10 protein-coding genes are annotated in these 18,130 nt (G+C 75.3%); 9 read left to right on the top strand and 1 reads right to left on the bottom strand.

Going from position 1 to position 18,130, the window contains the following annotated elements; all coding sequences use genetic code 11:
• The first annotated feature begins 2 nt into the window (after positions 1 to 2).
• The 9 genes from ACRAKF_RS30060 (at position 3) to ACRAKF_RS30020 (ending at position 16,756) form a co-directional block, all read left to right on the top strand.
• Positions 3 to 2,168, top strand: a complete 2,166-nt coding sequence (locus ACRAKF_RS30060) for a tetratricopeptide repeat protein (protein ID WP_447040679.1) — start codon at positions 3 to 5, stop codon at positions 2,166 to 2,168.
• On the top strand, positions 2,165 to 7,789 hold the full coding sequence (locus tag ACRAKF_RS30055) for a CHAT domain-containing protein (RefSeq protein WP_447040678.1): 5,625 nt from the start codon (positions 2,165 to 2,167) through the stop codon (positions 7,787 to 7,789). The genes ACRAKF_RS30060 and ACRAKF_RS30055 overlap by 4 nt, the downstream gene beginning before the upstream one ends.
• A complete protein-coding gene (locus tag ACRAKF_RS30050; protein ID WP_447040677.1) occupies positions 7,786 to 8,169 on the top strand; it encodes a hypothetical protein in 384 nt (127 codons plus the stop codon). Before ACRAKF_RS30055 ends, ACRAKF_RS30050 begins: the two co-directional genes overlap by 4 nt.
• Entirely contained in the window at positions 8,162 to 8,593 is a 432-nt protein-coding gene (locus ACRAKF_RS30045; RefSeq protein WP_447040676.1) for a nucleotide exchange factor GrpE, read from the top strand. Before ACRAKF_RS30050 ends, ACRAKF_RS30045 begins: the two co-directional genes overlap by 8 nt.
• Positions 8,590 to 10,731, top strand: a complete 2,142-nt coding sequence (locus ACRAKF_RS30040) for an Hsp70 family protein (protein ID WP_447040675.1) — start codon at positions 8,590 to 8,592, stop codon at positions 10,729 to 10,731. The genes ACRAKF_RS30045 and ACRAKF_RS30040 overlap by 4 nt, the downstream gene beginning before the upstream one ends.
• Entirely contained in the window at positions 10,728 to 12,680 is a 1,953-nt protein-coding gene (locus ACRAKF_RS30035; protein WP_447040674.1) for an Hsp70 family protein, read from the top strand. The genes ACRAKF_RS30040 and ACRAKF_RS30035 overlap by 4 nt, the downstream gene beginning before the upstream one ends.
• A gap of 63 nt (positions 12,681 to 12,743) precedes the next feature.
• Positions 12,744 to 14,168: a hypothetical protein gene (locus tag ACRAKF_RS30030; RefSeq protein ID WP_447040673.1), complete on the top strand. Its 1,425-nt coding sequence runs from the start codon at positions 12,744 to 12,746 to the stop codon at positions 14,166 to 14,168.
• On the top strand, positions 14,165 to 14,656 hold the full coding sequence (locus ACRAKF_RS30025; protein ID WP_447040672.1) for a hypothetical protein: 492 nt from the start codon (positions 14,165 to 14,167) through the stop codon (positions 14,654 to 14,656). The genes ACRAKF_RS30030 and ACRAKF_RS30025 overlap by 4 nt, the downstream gene beginning before the upstream one ends.
• Before the next feature lie 3 nt (positions 14,657 to 14,659).
• Positions 14,660 to 16,756: a hypothetical protein gene (locus tag ACRAKF_RS30020; protein ID WP_447040671.1), complete on the top strand. Its 2,097-nt coding sequence runs from the start codon at positions 14,660 to 14,662 to the stop codon at positions 16,754 to 16,756.
• Between the two features lie 17 nt (positions 16,757 to 16,773).
• Here ACRAKF_RS30020 and ACRAKF_RS30015 read toward each other — a convergent pair whose 3' ends face one another.
• Entirely contained in the window at positions 16,774 to 18,123 is a 1,350-nt protein-coding gene (locus ACRAKF_RS30015; RefSeq protein WP_447040670.1) for a protein kinase domain-containing protein, read from the bottom strand.
• Positions 18,124 to 18,130 lie beyond the last annotated feature (7 nt).

The following is an 18,130-nucleotide window of genomic DNA, read 5'->3' as shown; positions in this document are numbered from 1 at the left end:
CTGTGAGTGCGCAGATCGCGGCGGAGCTCGGCCGCGCGGAACGGGCGTGCGCCGCCGGGGAGAAGGCCCTGGCCGCCGGGGACACCGCGGCGGCCGAGGCCGGGTTCCGGGAGGCGTTGGCGGGCACGGGGGCCGGTGCCGAGGCCGCCGCGGGCCCCGACGCCGACGCCGACACGTTGGAGCGGCGTGTCGCCGCGCGGGCCCGTACCGGGATCGGGCGGGTGCGGCTCGCCGCCGGTGAACAGGACGAGGCCGTAGCGGAGTTCGAGCGGGCACGGCGGCTGCGGCCCACGGCCGCCGGGCCGCTGCACTGGCTGGGGTGTGCCGCCGCGCACCGCGGTGACCTCGCCGCCGCCGAGCGCCATCTCACCGCCGCGCTTGCCTGCGCGGTCCCGCACGGCCGGAGCCTGGTGCAGCGCGCGTACGTACGGGCCCGCGCCGGTGACCCGGCGGCCGCCCTGGCCGACCTCCGCGAGGCGTCCCGCGGCGCACCTCTGGACGACGAGGCCCGCTGGCTCCTCGCCGCGCTGTCGGGCCGCTCCGACCGCGAGGTGGCCCTGCGGCTGCGCCGGGCGGCGCTCACCCGGCTGCTGGACAGCACCGGAGCCGCGGACGGGGCTGCGGACAAGGCTGCGGACGGGGCCTCGGAGGGGGCTTGGCGGCGGGCCTGCGCCCTGGTCGACGCCTCCCGGCGCCTGGACGGCGACTTCGGCGGCTTCGCGCCCCTGCACGCCGTGGTGCTCGTCCGCGGCGGACGGCGCGCGGCGGCCCTGGAGCTGCTCGACGCGGCGGTCCGGCGCGACCCCGCGGACCATCGCGTGTCCCACACCTTGGCGCTCGCCCTGCTCCACTCCCCCGAGGACACCGACGGCCGGAAGTGGGAGCGGTGCGTCGCCGCGTGGGCGGCCGTGCTGCACGACGCGATGTTCTGGCAGCGGCTGCGGGCCACCGCGGGCCGGCGGTACGGCGTGCCCGTGGAGGAGTCGCTCGTGCCCGTGGTGCGCGCCGGGCTCCGCGAGCTCATCGAGCGGCGGATGCCCGACGACGGCTCCGGGGCGCGGGTCGCACCGGGACCGCTGCTCCAGCGCGAGGCCGACGCGGCGAAGCTGCTCGCGGCCGTGGGCGGCTTTCCGTCCGCCGACGGCGGCGGGGTGCCGTTGTTCTGCGGGCCGCTGCGGGTGGCGGAGCTGGGCCTGACCGCGGAGTTCGGGGCGTTCGCCGCCGCGCACGAGGCCCGCGCCCTCAAGGCGGAGGCCACCGCCCCGCCGGGAACCACGGCCACGGGCGCCGCTCCTTCGGCCGCGCACGCCTCGCCCGCGTACGCCTCCCTTACGTACGCCTTCTCCGAGCTGGGCTTCGCGCAGCTCCTGCTGGGCCAGGGAAAGCCCGCCGACGCGCTCGCCGCGCTGTCCGAGCTGCGCTGCCCCGGCTGCCGGGCGCGGGGCAGCGGCCCCGGCGCGGCGGCCGTGTGCGAGCCGGGGTGTACGCGCTTCGACGAGCTGAACCCCGGGTACGCCGGGCTCGTGGACAAGCACCGCAGGCTCGTTCTGGACGCGCGCGGCCTGGCCCTGGAGGCGCGGCTCAGCATGGGCCGCGCCGAACTGACCGAGCCACGGCCCGACTTCCCGGCGGCCGCCGCGTACTGGCGGCGCGCGCTGGTCCACAGCCGCGAGATCGAGCGGTACCGCGAGACGCAGACGGCCATCGTCGACATGGCGCTCGGCGCCGCCCGCGCCGCCCACCAGGACGGGCGGCTGAGCCTCGCGGTCTCCACCCTGGAGACGACGCGTTCGGTGATCGGCGCCAACGAACGCGGGCGGCTCGAAGGGCAGTTGGCGCGCGTCCTCGCCGACCGCGGCATCTCCGTGGCCAACGGCCAGGAGGAGCCGCTCGACGGACCCGCCGCCGACCTGCGCCGCTCCGTCGCGTTCAACCCGCATCTGCTGCGGGCACAGATCAGCCTCGGCATCGTGCTGCGCGGGCTCGCCGCGGCCCGCTGGAGCTCGGGCAGCCTCTCCGGCGCGCGGGCGGCCCTGCGCGAGGCCATCGACCGGCTCACCGCCGCGCTCGGCCACTTCCCCGACGACCCCGAGCTGGAGGAGCAGCGCGAGGCCGCGGTCGCCGATCTCGACCACGTGATGTGGCAGCCCGACGAGAGCGAGCGGTGACGGCCGTGCTCACGTACGAGGAACTGCGCATCCGGGTCCGCCGCGTCGGCGCCGCCCGCTATCTCGTGACGGCGAGCGGCCCCGCGTCGGCCGCCGAGATCGTCGCCGTCGGCCGGGAGCCCGCGGATTTCCGCCGGCAGTGGGACCGGCTCATCACCGCCGAGCTCGGCCGGGGGCCGATGGGCGAGCAGCACACCGTGGCGCAGCTCAGGGAGCTGGGGCGCGGGGTGTTCAAGCTGCTGTTCGGCGAGCCCGGCCGGGCCGGGGAGAAGACGGGCGAGGCGGAGGCGGCGTGCGAGGCGGTCGGGGAGCACGTCGGGGCCTGCGTCGACGCGTCGCTCGGCAGGGCCCAGCGGATGCGGCCGTCGCGTGGCCTGCGGCTCCGCTTCGATCTGCCGCCCGAGCTGCGCGACCTCCCCCTGGAGGCGCTCTGCGCGCCGCCCGGCAGCCCCCAGCAGTCGCTCGCCCTCAACCACGGCTACTCCCTGGCGCGTTCGCTGCCCGGCGGGCCGCTGGGCCAGCGCCTTCCGGACTCCGCCGACGAGCCGAGCCTGATCAGGCTCCTTGTGGCCTGCGCGTCTCCCGCCGGTCTGGACCCGCTGCGGGCCTCGGCGGAGATCGCCGCCCTCCGGCACGACCTGCCGGAGGTGGCCGTGCAGACGACGGTGGTGGAGCGCGCCACGCGCGCGAAACTGGAGTCGGCGCTCGCCGCCCACTCCGGGCTGCCCACGGCCGTCCTGCTGATCGCCCATGGGACGTACGACGACGAACTGGGCAAGGGCGTCGTGTCCCTGGAGACGGAGGGCGGCGGTGTCGACCGCGTACCCGCCGACCTGCTCAGCGCGATGCTCCTGAAGGCCCGGCGGCTGCGCCTCGTCGCGCTCAACCTCTGCTCCGGGGCGGACAGTTCGCACCTGGAACCCTTCTCCGGGCTCGCGCAGGCGCTGATCGGTGCCGGTGTGCCCGCCGTGGTGGCGATGCGCGGGAAGGTCAGCGACGTCTCGGCGGGCGCGTTCAGCCCCGAGCTCCTGAAAGGCATCGCCGCCAACAAGACGATCGACGAGGCCATGGCCACCGCGCGGCTGCGCATCTCCCACCAGTCGGAGCACACGGCGGTGGAGTGGGCGACGCCCGCGTTGTTCCTCCACGAGGAGTGCCGGCAGGGCTGGCTGTTCAAGGCGCGCGAGGTGCGGGACGAGGGCGGGGCGGTCGCGGACCCGCTGAGCGAGGGCGCGGCCGCGCTGAAGGCCTTGAACAGCCAGTTCGGTCACGTCGACTCGACCGTACTGATCCGCGCGGCGCGCCACATGCGGGATCTGGGGCACTGGGAACAGGTCCAGCGCACCCTGCGCACGCCGACCCGGCAGTACGCCGACGAGCAGCGGCGGATGCAGGCCGAGGCCGCCTTCGAACTGGCCTGGCCAGAGATCGAGAAGCTCTGCGAGCTGCTGGCCGGGGAGCGGGACGCGGCGGGCGCGGAGGACCAGCTCACGGTGGTCGGCGAGCACCTGCCAGGACCGGCGCCGGCCTGCCTCACCGCGGAGGTGGCCGGGCTGCGGCGGATGGCCGCGCTCGTCGACGAGGGGCGGGCCGCGGAGGCGGCGGCGGACTGGACCACTGCCATCAGCCGCTACGAGGAGGTGCTCGCCGCGTGGCCCGGGGGCCCTCGGGACGTGGCGGCGCGGCTCGCCGCCGCGCGCGACGAACTGCATGTGGCGCGGACCCTGGAGGCCGCCGAACAGGCGCGTGGCGCGGGCGACTTGGCGGCCGCCGCCCAGGCCTACGGGACCGTCCTCGCCCTGCGTCCCGGCCATGCCGTGGCGCGGGCCCGTGCCGCGTACGTGGCGGGCCTGGCGGCCGAGGAGCGCGAGGACTGGCGTGCGGCGGAGTCCGCGTACGCCGGGTGCGCGGACCTGGACGACGCGATGGAGCGCTCGGCGTACGCGCGGGGCCGGGCGGCGGCGCAGGACGGGGACTGGCCCGCGGCGCGGGAGGCGTTCGCGCGGGCGGGCCAGGACCGCTGGTGCGCGTACGCGGCGGGGCGTGCGGCGGAGGCGGTGGCCGACTGGGCGGCGGCGGTCCCGGCCTACGAGGCGGCCGGCTTCCGGGACAGCGCGGTGCGGCTCCTGTACGCGCGGGGCCGGGGCGCGGCGGAGGCGGGCCGCGCCGTCGACGCCCTCACCGACCTGGCGGCGGCCTCCGCGGAGGGGTGGGACACGGAACCGCTCCTGAGCGAGCTGCGCCACCACGTGTACGGGTCCGCGCTCACGGCGACGGAGGCGGGCGACTGGCGCACGGCACTGGAGTCCCTCGCCCCCATGCCCGCGGATTACCGCGCCACCGTGTCCCTGCGCCGGTACGCCGAGGGCCGCTCGGCGATGGCGGAGGGCGACTGGGCGACGGCGGAGAAGGCGTTCGGCGAGGTGTCCGGGGAGGACGGGCCCGGGGTCGTCGTTCCGGAGGGGGTGGTGTCGGACGCCCCGCACCTTCGCGCGTACGCACGGGGCCGCCTCTGCCAGGAGGTCGGCCGTTGGTCCGAGGCCCTCGGCCACTTCGCGGGGCTGCCTTCCGAGGTCCTGGACGTGCCGGACCGCGTGCTGTACTCGCGGGGCCGTGCCGCCGACGAGCGGGGCGAGTGGACCGGGGTCATCGACGGCTTCGGCCGGCTGCCCGACACGTACGCCGACGGCGAGGTGGGCGTCCGCCGGCGCTACGCACGCGCGCGTGTCGCCGCCGATCTGCGCGGCGACTGGACGGCGGTCCTCGGCCTGCTCTCCGGCGTGCCGGACGGAGCACGTGAGGGCACGGTGTCCGCCCTGCGCCGCAAGGCGGAGGGCCGCAGGGCGGAGGAGGCGGGCGACTGGGCGGGGGCCTGCGAGATCTACGCGGGGGCGTTCCCGCGGGGTCCGGCGGAACCGGGCCCGGGAGGGGACGAGCCCACCCACCTCTACCGCTACGCCCTGGCCCGCGCCCACGAGCTCGCCGGGCGTTGGCAGGACGCCGACGGCCTCTACGGAACGCTGCCCGACGACTGGGTGGACGCCCCGGCCCGGCAGCGTTACGCACGGGCCCGCATCGCCGAAGCGGAGGCCGGCACGAGCGAGGCGTGGCGGCGGGTCGTCGAGGCGTACGGGACGGTGGACGGGGCGCTCGGCGTCGACGCGGACACCCGGGGGCGCTACGCGCGCGTGCGGCTCGCCGAGGCCGAGGGGGACTGGACCCGCGTCGTGCAGGAGGCCGAGGCCCTCGGCGGGTACGGGGACGCGCCCGCGCTCGCCTCGTACGCCCGCGGGCGCCTCGCCGACGCCCACCAGGAGTGGCAGCGGGCCGCCGAGGCGTTCCGGCGGTGCCCGGGGCACCGGGACGCCGACGCCCATCTCGCCTACGCCGAGGGCCGGCTCCGGGAGGCCGCGGGACAGTGGAGCGGCGCGGTGGCCGCGTACGAGAGGGCCCTCGGTGTGCTCGACCGCGCCGACGTGCGGTGCCGCAGGCTGCGGCGGCTGGTCGGGCTGCTGCCCTGGGCGGACGGTCTCACCAGCGCGCCCCTGGTGGCCGACCCCTTCGCGGTACGGGACCAGGCGTTCCCGTATCTGGCCCTGCGGGACGCCGGCGTGGACCCCGGCGCGTCGATGGACGTCGTCAAGAACGCCTCGTACGCGCTGCTCGAACGCGGTGCGATGTCCTGGCACGAGCGCGTCGCCCTGGAGCGGCTGCGGCTGCCGGGCCGGCGGCTCCAGCTCGACGCCCTGCTCTACCGGTGGCACGCCGCCCCGGCCCTGCGGGACGCCCTGGCCCAGCTCTCCCCCGACGAGGGCCCCGCGCTCCTCGACACCCTGTGCGAACGCTTCCCCCAGGACGCCCCGCTGCTGCTCCTCCTCGCCAGGGACAGGGAGGCGGCGGCCACCGAGTGGGAGCGGCGGCTGCGGGCGGCGCCGGGCGACATGGCGGTGGTGCACGGCCTCGCGGTGGCCCGGCTGTGGCAGGCGCAGGAGCTGGAGCAGAGCGGTGCGTGGGAGCACGCGGTGAGCGCGTGGGAGGCCGCGCTCGTGTACTGGGCGACCCTGCTGAGCGACGACGAGTACTGGGACGGCTGGCGTGCCGAGCGGGCCACCGCGTACGAGCGGGAGCTGACGCCGGAGGACATGGCGGCGCTGCGCTGGGAGCTGAATCAGCACCTCTTCGGGCAGCTCTCGGGCTTCGAGCAGCGCCACACCGAGCAGGGCAGGCCCGAACAGGCGGCGGCCTACCAGGCGTTGGCGGGCCTTTTGGAGTCGGAGCTGGGCGGCGCGCGGGTCCTGAAGGACGTGGGGGGCCTGCCGTCCGTGCCGGGCGCGGGCGCCACGCTGGCGTGCGGCCCGCGCTATCTGCGGCTGCTGCGGCTCCAGGCACCGCTGGGTGACCTCGTCGCGAGCCTGGACGCGGCGGCGCAGCAGGGCAAGGACCCCGGTGAGTACGCGGTGCGCGAGCTGCGCTGGGCCTTCTCGGGGCTCGCGCGGAGCTTCGCGCTCTCGGAGGTCCGCAAGTTCGAGCAGGCGCTGCGCGAGCTGCCCGAGCTGCGCACGCTGACCACCCTGCCGGAGGACTGCGCGGGCCCCGCCTCGTCGGCCGGCCACGCCGAGGAGTGCGGGCACTGCCTCGCCTTCCTGCGGGACAACCCCGCCTACGCCCGGCTGCCGCGCCGCCACGCCCGGCTGCTCCAGGACGGCGTGGAACTGGCCGTCCATGTCCGTCTCGCGCTCGGCAGGGCCGCCCTGACGCGCGGCGACGGCGGCCTCGGCACGGCTCTGGAGCAGTGGGCGGAGCTGGTGAAGGTGTCCCGCAGGGCCGGGATGCAGGCCCGGTCCAAGAAGGCCGTCATCCGTACGGTGCTCGGCCGCGTCGAGGCGCTGTCCGCCGAGGAGGGGCCGCCGCTGGGCCCCGCCCTGGACGAGGCCGTCACGCTCGTCGAGTCGGCGGTCACCGTGCTGCACCCGCTCGACCGCGAGCTGCTCGGCCAACTGCACGCGAAGCTGTCGGCGTTGCTGTCCCTGCGCGGGGTGTGGCGCGGCTACACCCGGACCAAGCACGGCATGCGCTGCGACGTGTACGGCGCCGAGGCCGACCTGCGCCGCGCCCTCGCCCTCAATCCGGAGTCGAACCACGCCCGCGACAACCTGGCGCGGGCCCTGGTGTTCACGCTGGACGAGCGTACGTACGAGGTGCCGGAGCGCCTGGAGCTGCTGCACGAGGCGCTCGGGCTGCTCGACGTGGGCCTCGGGCAGGCCCTGACGCACCGCTACCGCGAGACGCTCGGCGAGGCCCTGGACGAGATGGAGAAGCTGCTGACCCGGCACCTCGGTGTCGGCGGCATGGGCGACCTGATCCGCAGCGACGGCCAGGAGACGCCGCCGGACGACGAGGATCTGCCCGCCTGGGCGGCGGAGCTGACCGACAAGGCGGAGCTCGCGCTGAACCGCGGGGACACCCTGTGGGCGCTGCACCATCTGTTCCGCGCCACCCGCGCGGAGCCCACGAACAGCCGGATCAGACGGGCGCTCCTGGACGCGGTGCGCCGCTGGCACACCGAGCTGAGGCCCGGCAGCAGGGCACCCGAGAACCGAGCAGGAGGCAGTGTCGCGTGATCAAGGACCCCGAAGCGAGCTGGGAAGGCCCCTTCCCCTACGACGCGCTCGCCCCGGCCGGCGTGACCCCCTGGACGACCCACGCCGACATGCGGGACGTCTCCTTCGAGCTGCTCGCCCGGCATCTGATGACGCCGGTCACCCAGCAGGCCTGGGACGAGCTGCGCGGCGTACGCCGCAGGCTGCTCGTCGATCTGCTGTTGTACGACGTGGACATGGAAGCCGAACTGCCGCCGGCCGCGGCGGAAACCGACCGGGAGCTCGCCTTGGAATCCCCACGACAGGACCCCCCGCAGGGCCGTGAGCAGGACCCGTCGCCCTGCCCTCTCCCCGAGACCGCCGCGCGCCTCGTGGCCGACCTCGTTCGCTTCGATGTCTGATCCCACGGCCCGGCTCGCCTACGAGCACGCCCGCGACCTGGCGGCCCGCGACGCCGCCCATCAGGCGCTCACCGAGCGGCTGTTGCTGCGCTGTGCCGATGTGCTCGACTCCTTCGACCGGCTCCTCGCGGACGGCGCCGCCGGTGACGTCGTCACGTACCGCAGGAGTGTCGCGCTGATCGCGGGACAGCTTGAGACGGCCCTGGCCGACGAAGGGCTCGAACCGGTGGGGCGCCGCGGCGAGCGGGCCGAGCCCGCGACACACCACGTGACCGAGGCCCGTGCCGCGCCGCCCGGCGCGCAGGCGGGCGAGGTCCTGGAGACGGTGCAGCGCGGATACCGGTACCGGGGGCAGGTGCTGCGTGCCGCCCGGGTGGTCGTCGCCGCGGGCGGCGAGACGGAGCAAGGAACGGAGCGGGAATGAAGGCCATCGGCATCGACCTCGGCACGACCAACAGCGCTGTCGCCGCCCACGATCCGCACCGCGCGGACATCGCGGTGCTCACCAACAGCAAGGGCGAGCGGCTCACCCCCTCGGTCGTCGGCGTCATGCACCGCGACGGCAAGGACCAGCCGCTGGTCGGCGAGGACGCGCTGAACTGGGCGATCATGCAGCCCAAGGAGACCATCGCCTCCGTGAAGCGCCTGATGGGGCGGGACTTCGCCGACAGTTCCGTGGCGCAGGCGCGCGACCGGATGAGCTACGAGATCGTCGCGGGCCCCGACGACGACCCGCGCGCCCACGTGGTGCTCGGCGGTCGCGCCCGGACCCCCGCCGAGATCTCCAGCGTCATCCTGGACAAGCTGGTCAGGGACGCCTCACGCATCCTCAACGAGCCCGTGACGCACGCCGTGATCACCGTGCCCGCCTACTTCCGCGACGCCCAGCGCGCCGCCACCCGCGAGGCCGCGGAGAAGGCGGGCCTGGTGGTCAAGAAGATCGTCGACGAGCCGACGGCCGCCGCCGTCGCCTTCGGCCTGCACAAGCCGGGCGGGGCGCGCAGCCGGGTCCTCGTCTACGACCTCGGCGGCGGCACCTTCGACATCTCCGTGCTCAACGCGGTCAAGGACCAGGAGGGCAGGAGCCAGTTCCAGGTGCTGCGCTCGGCCGGTGACATCTGGCTGGGCGGCGACGACTTCGACCTGGCCATCGTGGAGCGGATCATCGAGTGGATGCGCGAGGAGCACCACGTGGACCCGTCGGGCGACAAGGCGTTCCTCTTCCACGCGAAGAAGGCCGCCGAGCGCGCCAAGCGGGAGCTGAACGACCTGGACGAGACGTACATCGTGGTCCCCGCGGCCTACCGCGGGGAGAACGGCGTGCTGGACGTCGAGATGAAGCTGACGCGCGCCGAGTTCCACGCGATGATCTCGCCGCTGGTGAGCAAAACCATGGCGCTGGTCCAGGAGACCCTCGCGCGCTACGAGCTGTCCACGGACGACATCTCCGACGTCCTGCTCGTGGGCGGCGGCACGCTCACCCGGCCCGTGTACGAGGCGGTCGAGGCGTTCTTCGGCGTGGCCAAGGTCCGCAGGAACATCAACCCCATGGAGTGCGTGGCCTTCGGCGCGGGCGTCCTCGCCGAGACGCTGCACGGCGTGGAGTGCTCGGACCCGCAGTGCGCGAAGGTCAACGAGTACGGGGCGATCGCCTGTTCGGCCTGCGGCCGGAGCCTGGCCGACGGGCGGTCCAGGGGCGACACGGGCCTGTACGAGTCGACGCCGATGGCGATGGGCATCGCCGCGATCAAGGGCAGCCAGCGCGACGTGTTCGTGGAGATCATCGAGGCCGGCTCGCCGTACCCGCTCTCCGAGCCGCGCCAGCGCACCTTCCACGCCACCGACAGCCGCCGTATCCGGGTGCCGGTGTACGAGGGCGACAGCAAGGTGGCGAGCGAGAACCACGAGCAGGGCGTGGTGGAGTTCGAGCTGCCGCAGGAGATCGAGATCAACCGCCAGGTGGACGTCTCCTTCAACTACTCCGCGGACCGCATCATCACGGTGAAGGTCAGCGTGCGCGGCACGGACATGGTCCTGGAGGCCACGCCCAACCGGGAGAAGCCCCGCACCCCGCCGCCCGAGCCGGTGGAGGAGCTGGACAGCGCGGTCCTGCGCGAGCAGCTCGCGTTCGCCGAGCGGGAGGCCGACAACTTCCTGAAGCGGTACGGGCCCTACATCGAGCCGGTGCAGGCGATGAAGGTGCGCCGCGACATCGAGCAGGCGCAGCGGGCGGTGGCGATGGGCGACAGCGGCGAGTACAAGCGCCTCACCGAGCTGCTGCTCGACGACATGTACCGCCAGTGCGGCCTGGCGAGCCAGTTCCGGCAGGCCGAGCTGGCATCGGAGGGCGCGCCGCCGGAGACGGTGCGGCAGATCAACGAAGCGGTGGAGTACGTCAAGCAGGCCCACCGGCAGGGCAACCGGGTCGCGACCGCCCAGCAGGCCCGCAATCTGGTCAACCTGGTGGCGGTGGCCCAGTCGGAGCGTGCCGTGCCCGCGCTCCCCGACCGGCCCGACTACGAGGGCATCCTGCGGTTCGCCGAAGAGACGGCGGGCGGATGACACAGGCGCGGCAGGACGGCCGCTCCGCGCCGGGGGCGGCCCCCGTCAGCCTCGGCATCGACTTCGGCGCCACGGGCCTGCGGGCGCTCTTCGCCCTGCCCGAGGGGCCCGGCCGGCGCCTGGAGCAGGAGGAGGACGGGCCGTGGCTCTTGTGCGAGCCGGCGGAGATGGGCCCGCTGCCGGTGACGTTCCCCAGCCTCAAGAGCCGCCTGGGCAGCGGGCGTCCGGTGCGCACGCCGGAGGGGGCGGCCGACGCAGACCAGATCGTGGTGCGCAGGCTGCGGTCCCTGCGCGAGCGCGTGGAGGCGGCGGCGCCCGGGCGGGTGACGCAGACCGTGATCAGCGTGCCCGCGCGGTTCGGCTCGGCGCAGCGGGCGGCCCTGCGGGACGCGGCGCGCGAGGCGGGCCTCGAACCGGCGCGCCTGGTCAGCGACTCCATGGCCGCGGTGATCGGCCACACCACGGAGCGGGACAGCGGCACGTGCCTGGTCTACGGCATGGGGTACGAGGGTTTCGAGCTCGGTCTGATCCGCAGCGTGCGCGGCCACTTCCGCTCGCTCGGCTACGAGGGCGGGACGACGTCGGGGGGCCGCGCGTTCGACGCCGGGCTGCTGACCTCGGCGGTCCGGCTCCTTCCGCGGGGCGGCGCGTGGCGGGCGGGGGGCCCCGACACCTCCGTATGGCAGGGCCTTCGCGCGCGCGGGCAGGAGGCGCGCGAGGCGCTCGGCAGGCCGAAGGGGCCGCCGGCCGCGGTGCTCGGGCTGCGGTTCGGCGGGGGGCCGCCGCTTCAGGTGCGGATCGACCGGCCCGACTTCGACGCGTACGTCGACCGGCATGTGCGGCGCACCCTGGACCGGGCGCAGGCGCTCCTCGACCGGGCGGGGATGCGGCAGGAGGACGTGGACACGCTGCTCCTGGTGGGCGGCAACACCCGGATGGAACAGGTGCGTTCACGGGTCGCCGGGCTCGGGCGGCACTGTGTGCGGGCGGCTCCCGAGCTGCTCGCCCTCGGCGCGCTGAAACACGCGCTGCGGCTCGCGGGCGGCGCCGCGTCCTCGGGTCCCGCGGCCCTGGAGGAGGGCCCGCTGGAACCGGCCGCGCTCGCCGACACCCTCTCCGACGCGCCGCCGCTCACGGCGACGCTGGTGGGCGGCGACGGGGAACGCCCGTCCGGGGACGCGGCCCGCCGCCATGACGCCGAGGAGCCGGCCTCCGTGGGGCGGCGTTCCGTACCGCCCCCGGTGCGCGACCCGCGCGTCGCGCACGATGGCCGTGAGGCCCATGCGGCTCATGAGGCGCGCGATGTGGAGCGGGCGCGGCTGCTCATCGGGCAGGGGCGGACGGGCGAGGCGTCCGCGCTGCTGCGCGAGATCATCGCGGAGGCGCAGGAGCTGCTCGACGGCCTGGACCGTCCCTCGCCCCCGCCCGAGCCGGCGCCCCTCGCGGAGTCCGGGACCCCCGCGGAGTCCGGGCCCCTCGCGGAGTCCGGGGGCGCGCCGGAGCTCGACCGCGGTTCCCGGCGGCAGCTCGCCCGCGCGCAGGCGCTGCTCTCGCTCGGCCACTACGACCATGCCGTGCAGGCCGCGCACATCGCCTGGCAGGACGCGGCGACCAGGCCGGCCGGCGCGGACATGCTGGACGCCATGATCGACGTGCACTGCGCGGCGGCCATGGCCGACATGTCCCCCGAGCACTTCGCCGACGCCGAGCGGTGGCTCAACTGCGCGTACGGCCACGATCCGACGAACGTACGGGTACGTGGCCTGCTCGCCGAGCGCACCTACCGGCACGCCGTGGAACTGGACCGGCGCGGCGAGCGGGATGAGGCGATTGAGGCCCTGGGGAAGTGCCTGACGTGGGATCCTGAACACGCCGACGCCGAGGCGTTGTTGCGGCGGCTGAACCGTGACGGCAGGAACCGGCGTGGCAGAGGGGACGTTCTCGGATAGAGGGCACGGACCCCACCTCATGAGCCACCCCGCGAGCCACCCCGCGAGCCAGGAGGAAAGCGCTTGACGCCCGCACAACTGCTCGACAAAGCCTTGATCATCAAGGAGTTGCGGCGTCTCGCGGCGCTGCCCGAGCTGTCGCCGCGCTCCGCCGAGCTCGATGTGCTGCACAAGGATCTGGGTTCCATGTCGCAGCTCGACCAGTGGGCGGAGGTCGACCTCGTCCAGGCCTACGTACGGCCCGAAAGCGTCACGTCACCCCCCGAACAGACGTCGGGCAAGCGGGACCGTCTCCTGGAGGCGGCCCTCGGGGTGCTGGTGTTCGTGCCGCTCCTGATCACCTGGTACGGCCTGCGCGAGGCCGTCCGGGCGTACGGCGAGTTGGCCGAGGAGGAGCCCCGGCAGGCGACGCGCCCCTTCCTCCAGCTCTGGCAGTCGGGCTTCGGCGGGCACCTGTCCTCGCTCGGCCGCTTCGAGAACGTGGCCCTGATGGCCGTCCTGCTCATCGCCCTGCTGGTGGCGCTCTCCGTCTGGCACGCGCGCGTGCGGGTGCGGGCCGATCGGGACGAGGCCGCGCAGGAGGCCGCCAGGGAGCGGATCCTCGCCGAGCTCGCCTCGGTCCTCACCCGGACGCAGATGGTGCTGGCGCCGCACCGCGGTGCCTCGCCGCAGCAGTTCGCGGCGGAGCTGACGAAGGCCGCCAAGCAGATGGGGGACCTGACCGCCAAGGCGGTGCAGAGCCACAAGGCGCTCAGCGGCGCGACCGCGTCCGTGGGGCAGGCCACCGACGCGCTGAAGAACGCGGCGCTGACCCTGACCACCGAGGTCCCGAAGCTCGGCGCCGTCGCGGACCGCATCGACACCACGCTGCACAACGGCACGGCGGAGACCGCCAAGGCCGGGCGGGCCAACGCGATCGCCGCCGGCAAGATCGCCGGCCAGGTCAAGTCGGTGGGCGACACGGTGGAGGCGTCCCTCAAGGCCCTGGTCACCGCGCAGCAGTCGCTGGTGGTGAGGTCGGAGTCGGTGGTCAAGGCCACGGAACAGGCGTCCCAGGCCCTGATCGCCAGCACCGGGCGCACGGGCGACGCCGTGGACGGCATGCGGGAGGCCACGGAGCGCTGGGACGCGGCGGCGGCCCACTGGCAGGACGCCGCGGCCCGCCTGGACGCCCGTATGGGCACGCTCGCCGGAGCGATGTCCCTCGGCCTCCCGCTCACCCCGGAACCCGAACCCGACGCCACCACCGCGTACGGGACGAACGGGGCGAACGGCGGGCCCTACGGCGGCCACGGAGACAGCACCACGCCCGCCACGCCCACCGGAGCTCCGGCCGGAACTCCCGCCGGGTACGGCACACCCCACGCCTCCGGAGCAGCCCCCGCCGGCACCCCCTTCCCCGCCCCCACCCGGCCCCTCGACGAGCCGCTCGACCCGCCGACCACCCGCCTGCCCCCGCCCGGGCCCCGTGACGGGGGCTCCGCGTGACGCGGAAGCGGGGGGCGCGTGGACGTGGGGGGCGTGGTGGGCGGCTCGGGGCGGTGGTGCTCGCCGGGTGGCTCTTCGCCGACCTGCTGCTCGTGCTCGCGCTCGTGTCCATGGCCGACCGGCCCGACCCGATGGCCGACGACCGGCCCAAGCCGTCGCCGGGCAAGCCCACCCCGACCCCCACGGGCCCACGCTCCGTGGACCGCAACCCCCAGGAGTTCAAGGTCTCCGGCAGGGACAAGGGCGACCTGGTCAAGCAGATCAGCAAGGACACCGGTAAGTGGAAGGGACGGACGGCCGCGCTCGTCCTCACCTTCGGCGGCGGCCCCAACGGCACGGTCTACGCGCACCGCGTGAACGCCCTGCTCGGCAAGGGCCGCGGCGACATGTTCACCAAGAAGACGGCCACGGACGACTTCCACAACCTCGGCAAGCGCCCGGAGACCGCCGTGGTCCGCGTGTACTTCTACACCGCGCCGGGCGGCTGAGCCATGGCGGTCCTGCGCCCCGGCCAGCGCCCGAGGGCGAGCGGCACCCGCCCGCCGCTGCCCACGCTGCCCCGCACCCCCGCGATGCGCGGCTACACCCACCTGCACGACTCCCTGACGGCCCTGTCCTTCCGGCACGCCGCGGACGTACTCCGCCCGCCCGCGCCCGCGGCCCCCTCGGCGAACGCGGTCTTCGGCACGCTCCCCAAGGCCGACACCGACGACGGATTCCGCATCCTGGACGGGCTCTGGTTCCCCGGCCGCGGGGGCAGTTGGGTACGCGTCGATCTGCCCCACGTGCAGGAGGCCCGCCGCCGCTGGCTGTCGGCCGCCGACACGCGCGCCCTCGCCGCGGCGGCCCTGGTGGACACCCTGGAGACCCTCGTACGGGATGACGCGATGGGGCTGCGGCGGCTGATCCTGTGGGAGGTGTGCTGCCGGCTGCGGGACGGCGGGGAGCGCCCGACCGCCGCCGACGCCGCCGCGCTCGGGGTGCACCGGGGCGAAGCCGGTGCGCTGGCCGCCGCCGTGGCCGCCGGGTTCCCGCAGGCGGGCCCCGCCCGGCACGCCGCCGAGACCCTCAACGACGTATGGCCGGGCGTGCGGCTGCGCGAGGCGGAGGGCGTCGTGGCACGGCTGCCGCTCGCCTCCGCCTACCCGGACGGCCCCGACGACCACCGCCTGGCCGCGCTCGTGGACGGCGTCCGCGCCCGCGCCGCCGAGGTGCGCGGGCTGACCGCCGAGGCCGGCCGGCAGGAGTCCGCGGGCTCGCTGCGGGCCGCCGCAAGGTCCTGGCTCGCCGCGGTCCGCCTGGCCAGGGACGACGCGGACGCCCAGACGGGGCTGCTGCGCGTGGCGGCGCTCCTCGCCGACGACCCGTTCGCCCCGGCCGAGGCGGCGGTGACGGCCGCGACGGACGACCGGGCCGTACGCCTGGCCTGGTGCGCGCCGCCGCGCCGCGCCGACGGGGTCTCGTACCGGGTGCTCCGCTTCCCCGACGGCGCCCCGCACCTCGCGGTGGAGACGGCGGCGGACGAGCGCGGCCTCGCCGTCGTCGACGCCGACGCCCCGGTGGGCCGCACCCTGCGGTACGCCGTGTTCCCGCTGCGCCGGTCACGCATCGCGGGGGTGCCGCGCGTCACCGCCCCGGTGCTGATCACGCCCGTCGTGACGGAGCTGCGCGCCGACGCCGTGCCGGGCGGCCTCCGGCTGCGCTGGCGGCCCGACCCGGCGGCGGCCGAGGTACGCGTCACGCGCTCCGGGGCGGGCGAGGACGCCGAGGGCTGGGGCGAGGGATCGATGGTGCGGGTGCCCTGCGAGCACGACCGGCTGCTCGACGTGCCGCTCCCCGCGGGCACGTACACGTACGAGGTGCGCTCCGGCTACCGCGACGCCGACGGTGACCTGGTGTGGTCCCGCGGCGTCCTCGTCACCGCCCGCGCCGAACGGTGGCCCTCGCCGGTGGAGGAGCTCACCGTGCGCAGACACCCGGACGGCGGGCGCGTCACCATCGCCTGGCGGCAGCCCGCGGTCGGCGAGAGCCACTTGCTGCCGTGGACCTCGGGGCCCGTCGCACCGGGCACGGACGTCTCCGCGCTGGTCGGCACGGTGGACCGGCTGCCCGCGAGTTCGGCGGGCGCCGAGTCGCTCGTGGAGCTCACACCACCGCCCGAGCGGCGGGTACGGATGACGGCGGTGAGCGTCCTGGGCGACCGGGCCGTGTCCGGGCCGAGCATCGTCATAGAACATCCGGCGGTCATAGGGGAGTTGCGCGTACGACGGCTGAGCGCCGACCGTGCCGCGCTGACCTTCGACTGGCCCGAGCCCGCGGTCCTGGTGCGTGTGGCGTGGAGCGACGGGCTCCGCGGCGGTGAGCGGCGCGTGGCCCGCAGCGCGCTGCGGGCCGGGCAGGTGGAGATCCCCGTCTCCGCCGAGGCGTGCCAGGTCACCGCGGTGCCGCTGCCCCGCCCCGACGCCGTGGCGATCGACACGGCACCGGCCCGCGCGACCCTCCCCGCGGCGCCACCGCCGCCCCCGCCGCTGCCGCCCCCCGCGCCGCCCCGGTGGTGGTCGTTCTGGCGGCGCTGGTGGCGGACGTGAGGCGGCTCGTGGGCGCGCTACTCCTTGACCACGGCCTCCGTGCCGCCGCCGAACTCGATGAGCAGCCCCGAGCGCAGCGCGATGGTCTTGCCCGGGTCGACGTCGCGTACGGTCCCGTCGTCCTTGCGCGCCGTCCACACGGAGTGCGTCCGGTTGGTCAGGCCGAACCGGCCGCGCTGCTGCGGGTGTTCGGTGACCTCGCCGACGACGGCGTTGAAGTCGTGGCGGTCGGGGTCGTCGCGCAGGTGGTGGGCGTAGACGCGGGCGTTCGGAGCCAGCCGGATGCCGCGGCGGGTGCGGAGCGTGCCGGTGCCGGTGACCATCTCCAGGCGCGGCGGCAGGGTCAGGGTGTTGCGGCACTTCCAGCACTCGGGCGGTGCGCCGTCGGGCTGGGTGAGGTTCTGCTTGCCGCAGACGCCGCACTGCGTGATGGCGTCGAGGACCTGGCTGAGCGCCTCGCGCCACTGTGACTCGCGCACCCGCAGCGAGGGGTTCTTCAGGCCGTCGGTGAAGGTGCGGACGAAGAGGCCGCGCAGGATCTGCGGCAGCGCGTTCCAGCTCGCGACGATGGTCGGCTGCTCGCTGGGCACCGGGCGGTTGCGGGTGTCGTTCGGGTCGTAGACGAAGACCGGGTCCGTGCCGTACAGCTTGCGCTTGGCCGCCGGGTCCAGGCAGCGGATGTTGAACTGGAGGGCGCCGTTGAAGGGGTGGTCGTTCATCAGGAGGTAGAAGAGGAGTACGGCGAGGGAGTGCAGGTCGCTCTGGGTGCCGGGCATGGCGCCCCGGTCGCCGCGGACCAGCTCGGGCGCCATGAAGTCCATGGTGCCCTCGACGGCCGCCTCGGCGCCCTCCACGACGGCGTTGTCGTTGTCGCAGACCAGGATGTCGCCCGTGCGGGGGTCGAAGAAGATGTTGCCCCAGTTGATGTCGCGGTAGGCGATGCCGCGGGAGTGCAGCGCGCGGTACGCCTCGACGGTGTGCAGGGCCACGGTGACCAGGGTGCGCATGGTCGCCGCCGAGACCGAGGGGTCGCGGCGGAAGAGCGCGGGCAGGTCGCAGAAGCGGGCGGGCCGCACGTCCATCACGTAGCCGAAGCCGGGCTGTGTGCCCTCGGGGTCCATCACGATGGAGCGCGGCCACAGGAAGCGGTCGTCGTCCCAGCCCTTGTCGATCAGCCCTTCGAGGATCGTCCGCTGCCGGGCGTCGGCGAGCTGCGGGTAGTACCACTTGACCGCGCGGTCGCCGGTGGGCGTCTGGACGCGGTAGACCTCGCCCTGGCCGCCGGAGCCGAAGAGCTCGGCGACCTTGAGCTTCTCCCCCGACTCGGCCACCAGGGTCTTTCCGGCGGCGAGCATGCCGTTCGTCATGCTTTTC

The sequence above is a fragment of the Streptomyces sp. DSM 118878 genome (assembly GCF_052936595.1).
This window is presented reverse-complemented; position numbering and strand designations above follow the sequence as displayed.

Bases quoted from the DNA above. Each gene is read 5' to 3' on its own strand.
- ACRAKF_RS30045 (WP_447040676.1), top strand. From the start codon at position 8,162: ATGTCTGATCCCACGGCCCGGCTCGCCTACGAGCACGCCCGCGACCTG.
- ACRAKF_RS30040 (WP_447040675.1), top strand. From the start codon at position 8,590: ATGAAGGCCATCGGCATCGACCTCGGCACGACCAACAGCGCTGTCGCC.
- ACRAKF_RS30035 (WP_447040674.1), top strand. From the start codon at position 10,728: ATGACACAGGCGCGGCAGGACGGCCGCTCCGCGCCGGGGGCGGCCCCC.
- ACRAKF_RS30020 (WP_447040671.1), top strand. From the start codon at position 14,660: ATGGCGGTCCTGCGCCCCGGCCAGCGCCCGAGGGCGAGCGGCACCCGC.
- ACRAKF_RS30015 (WP_447040670.1), bottom strand. From the start codon at position 18,123: ATGACGAACGGCATGCTCGCCGCCGGAAAGACCCTGGTGGCCGAGTCG.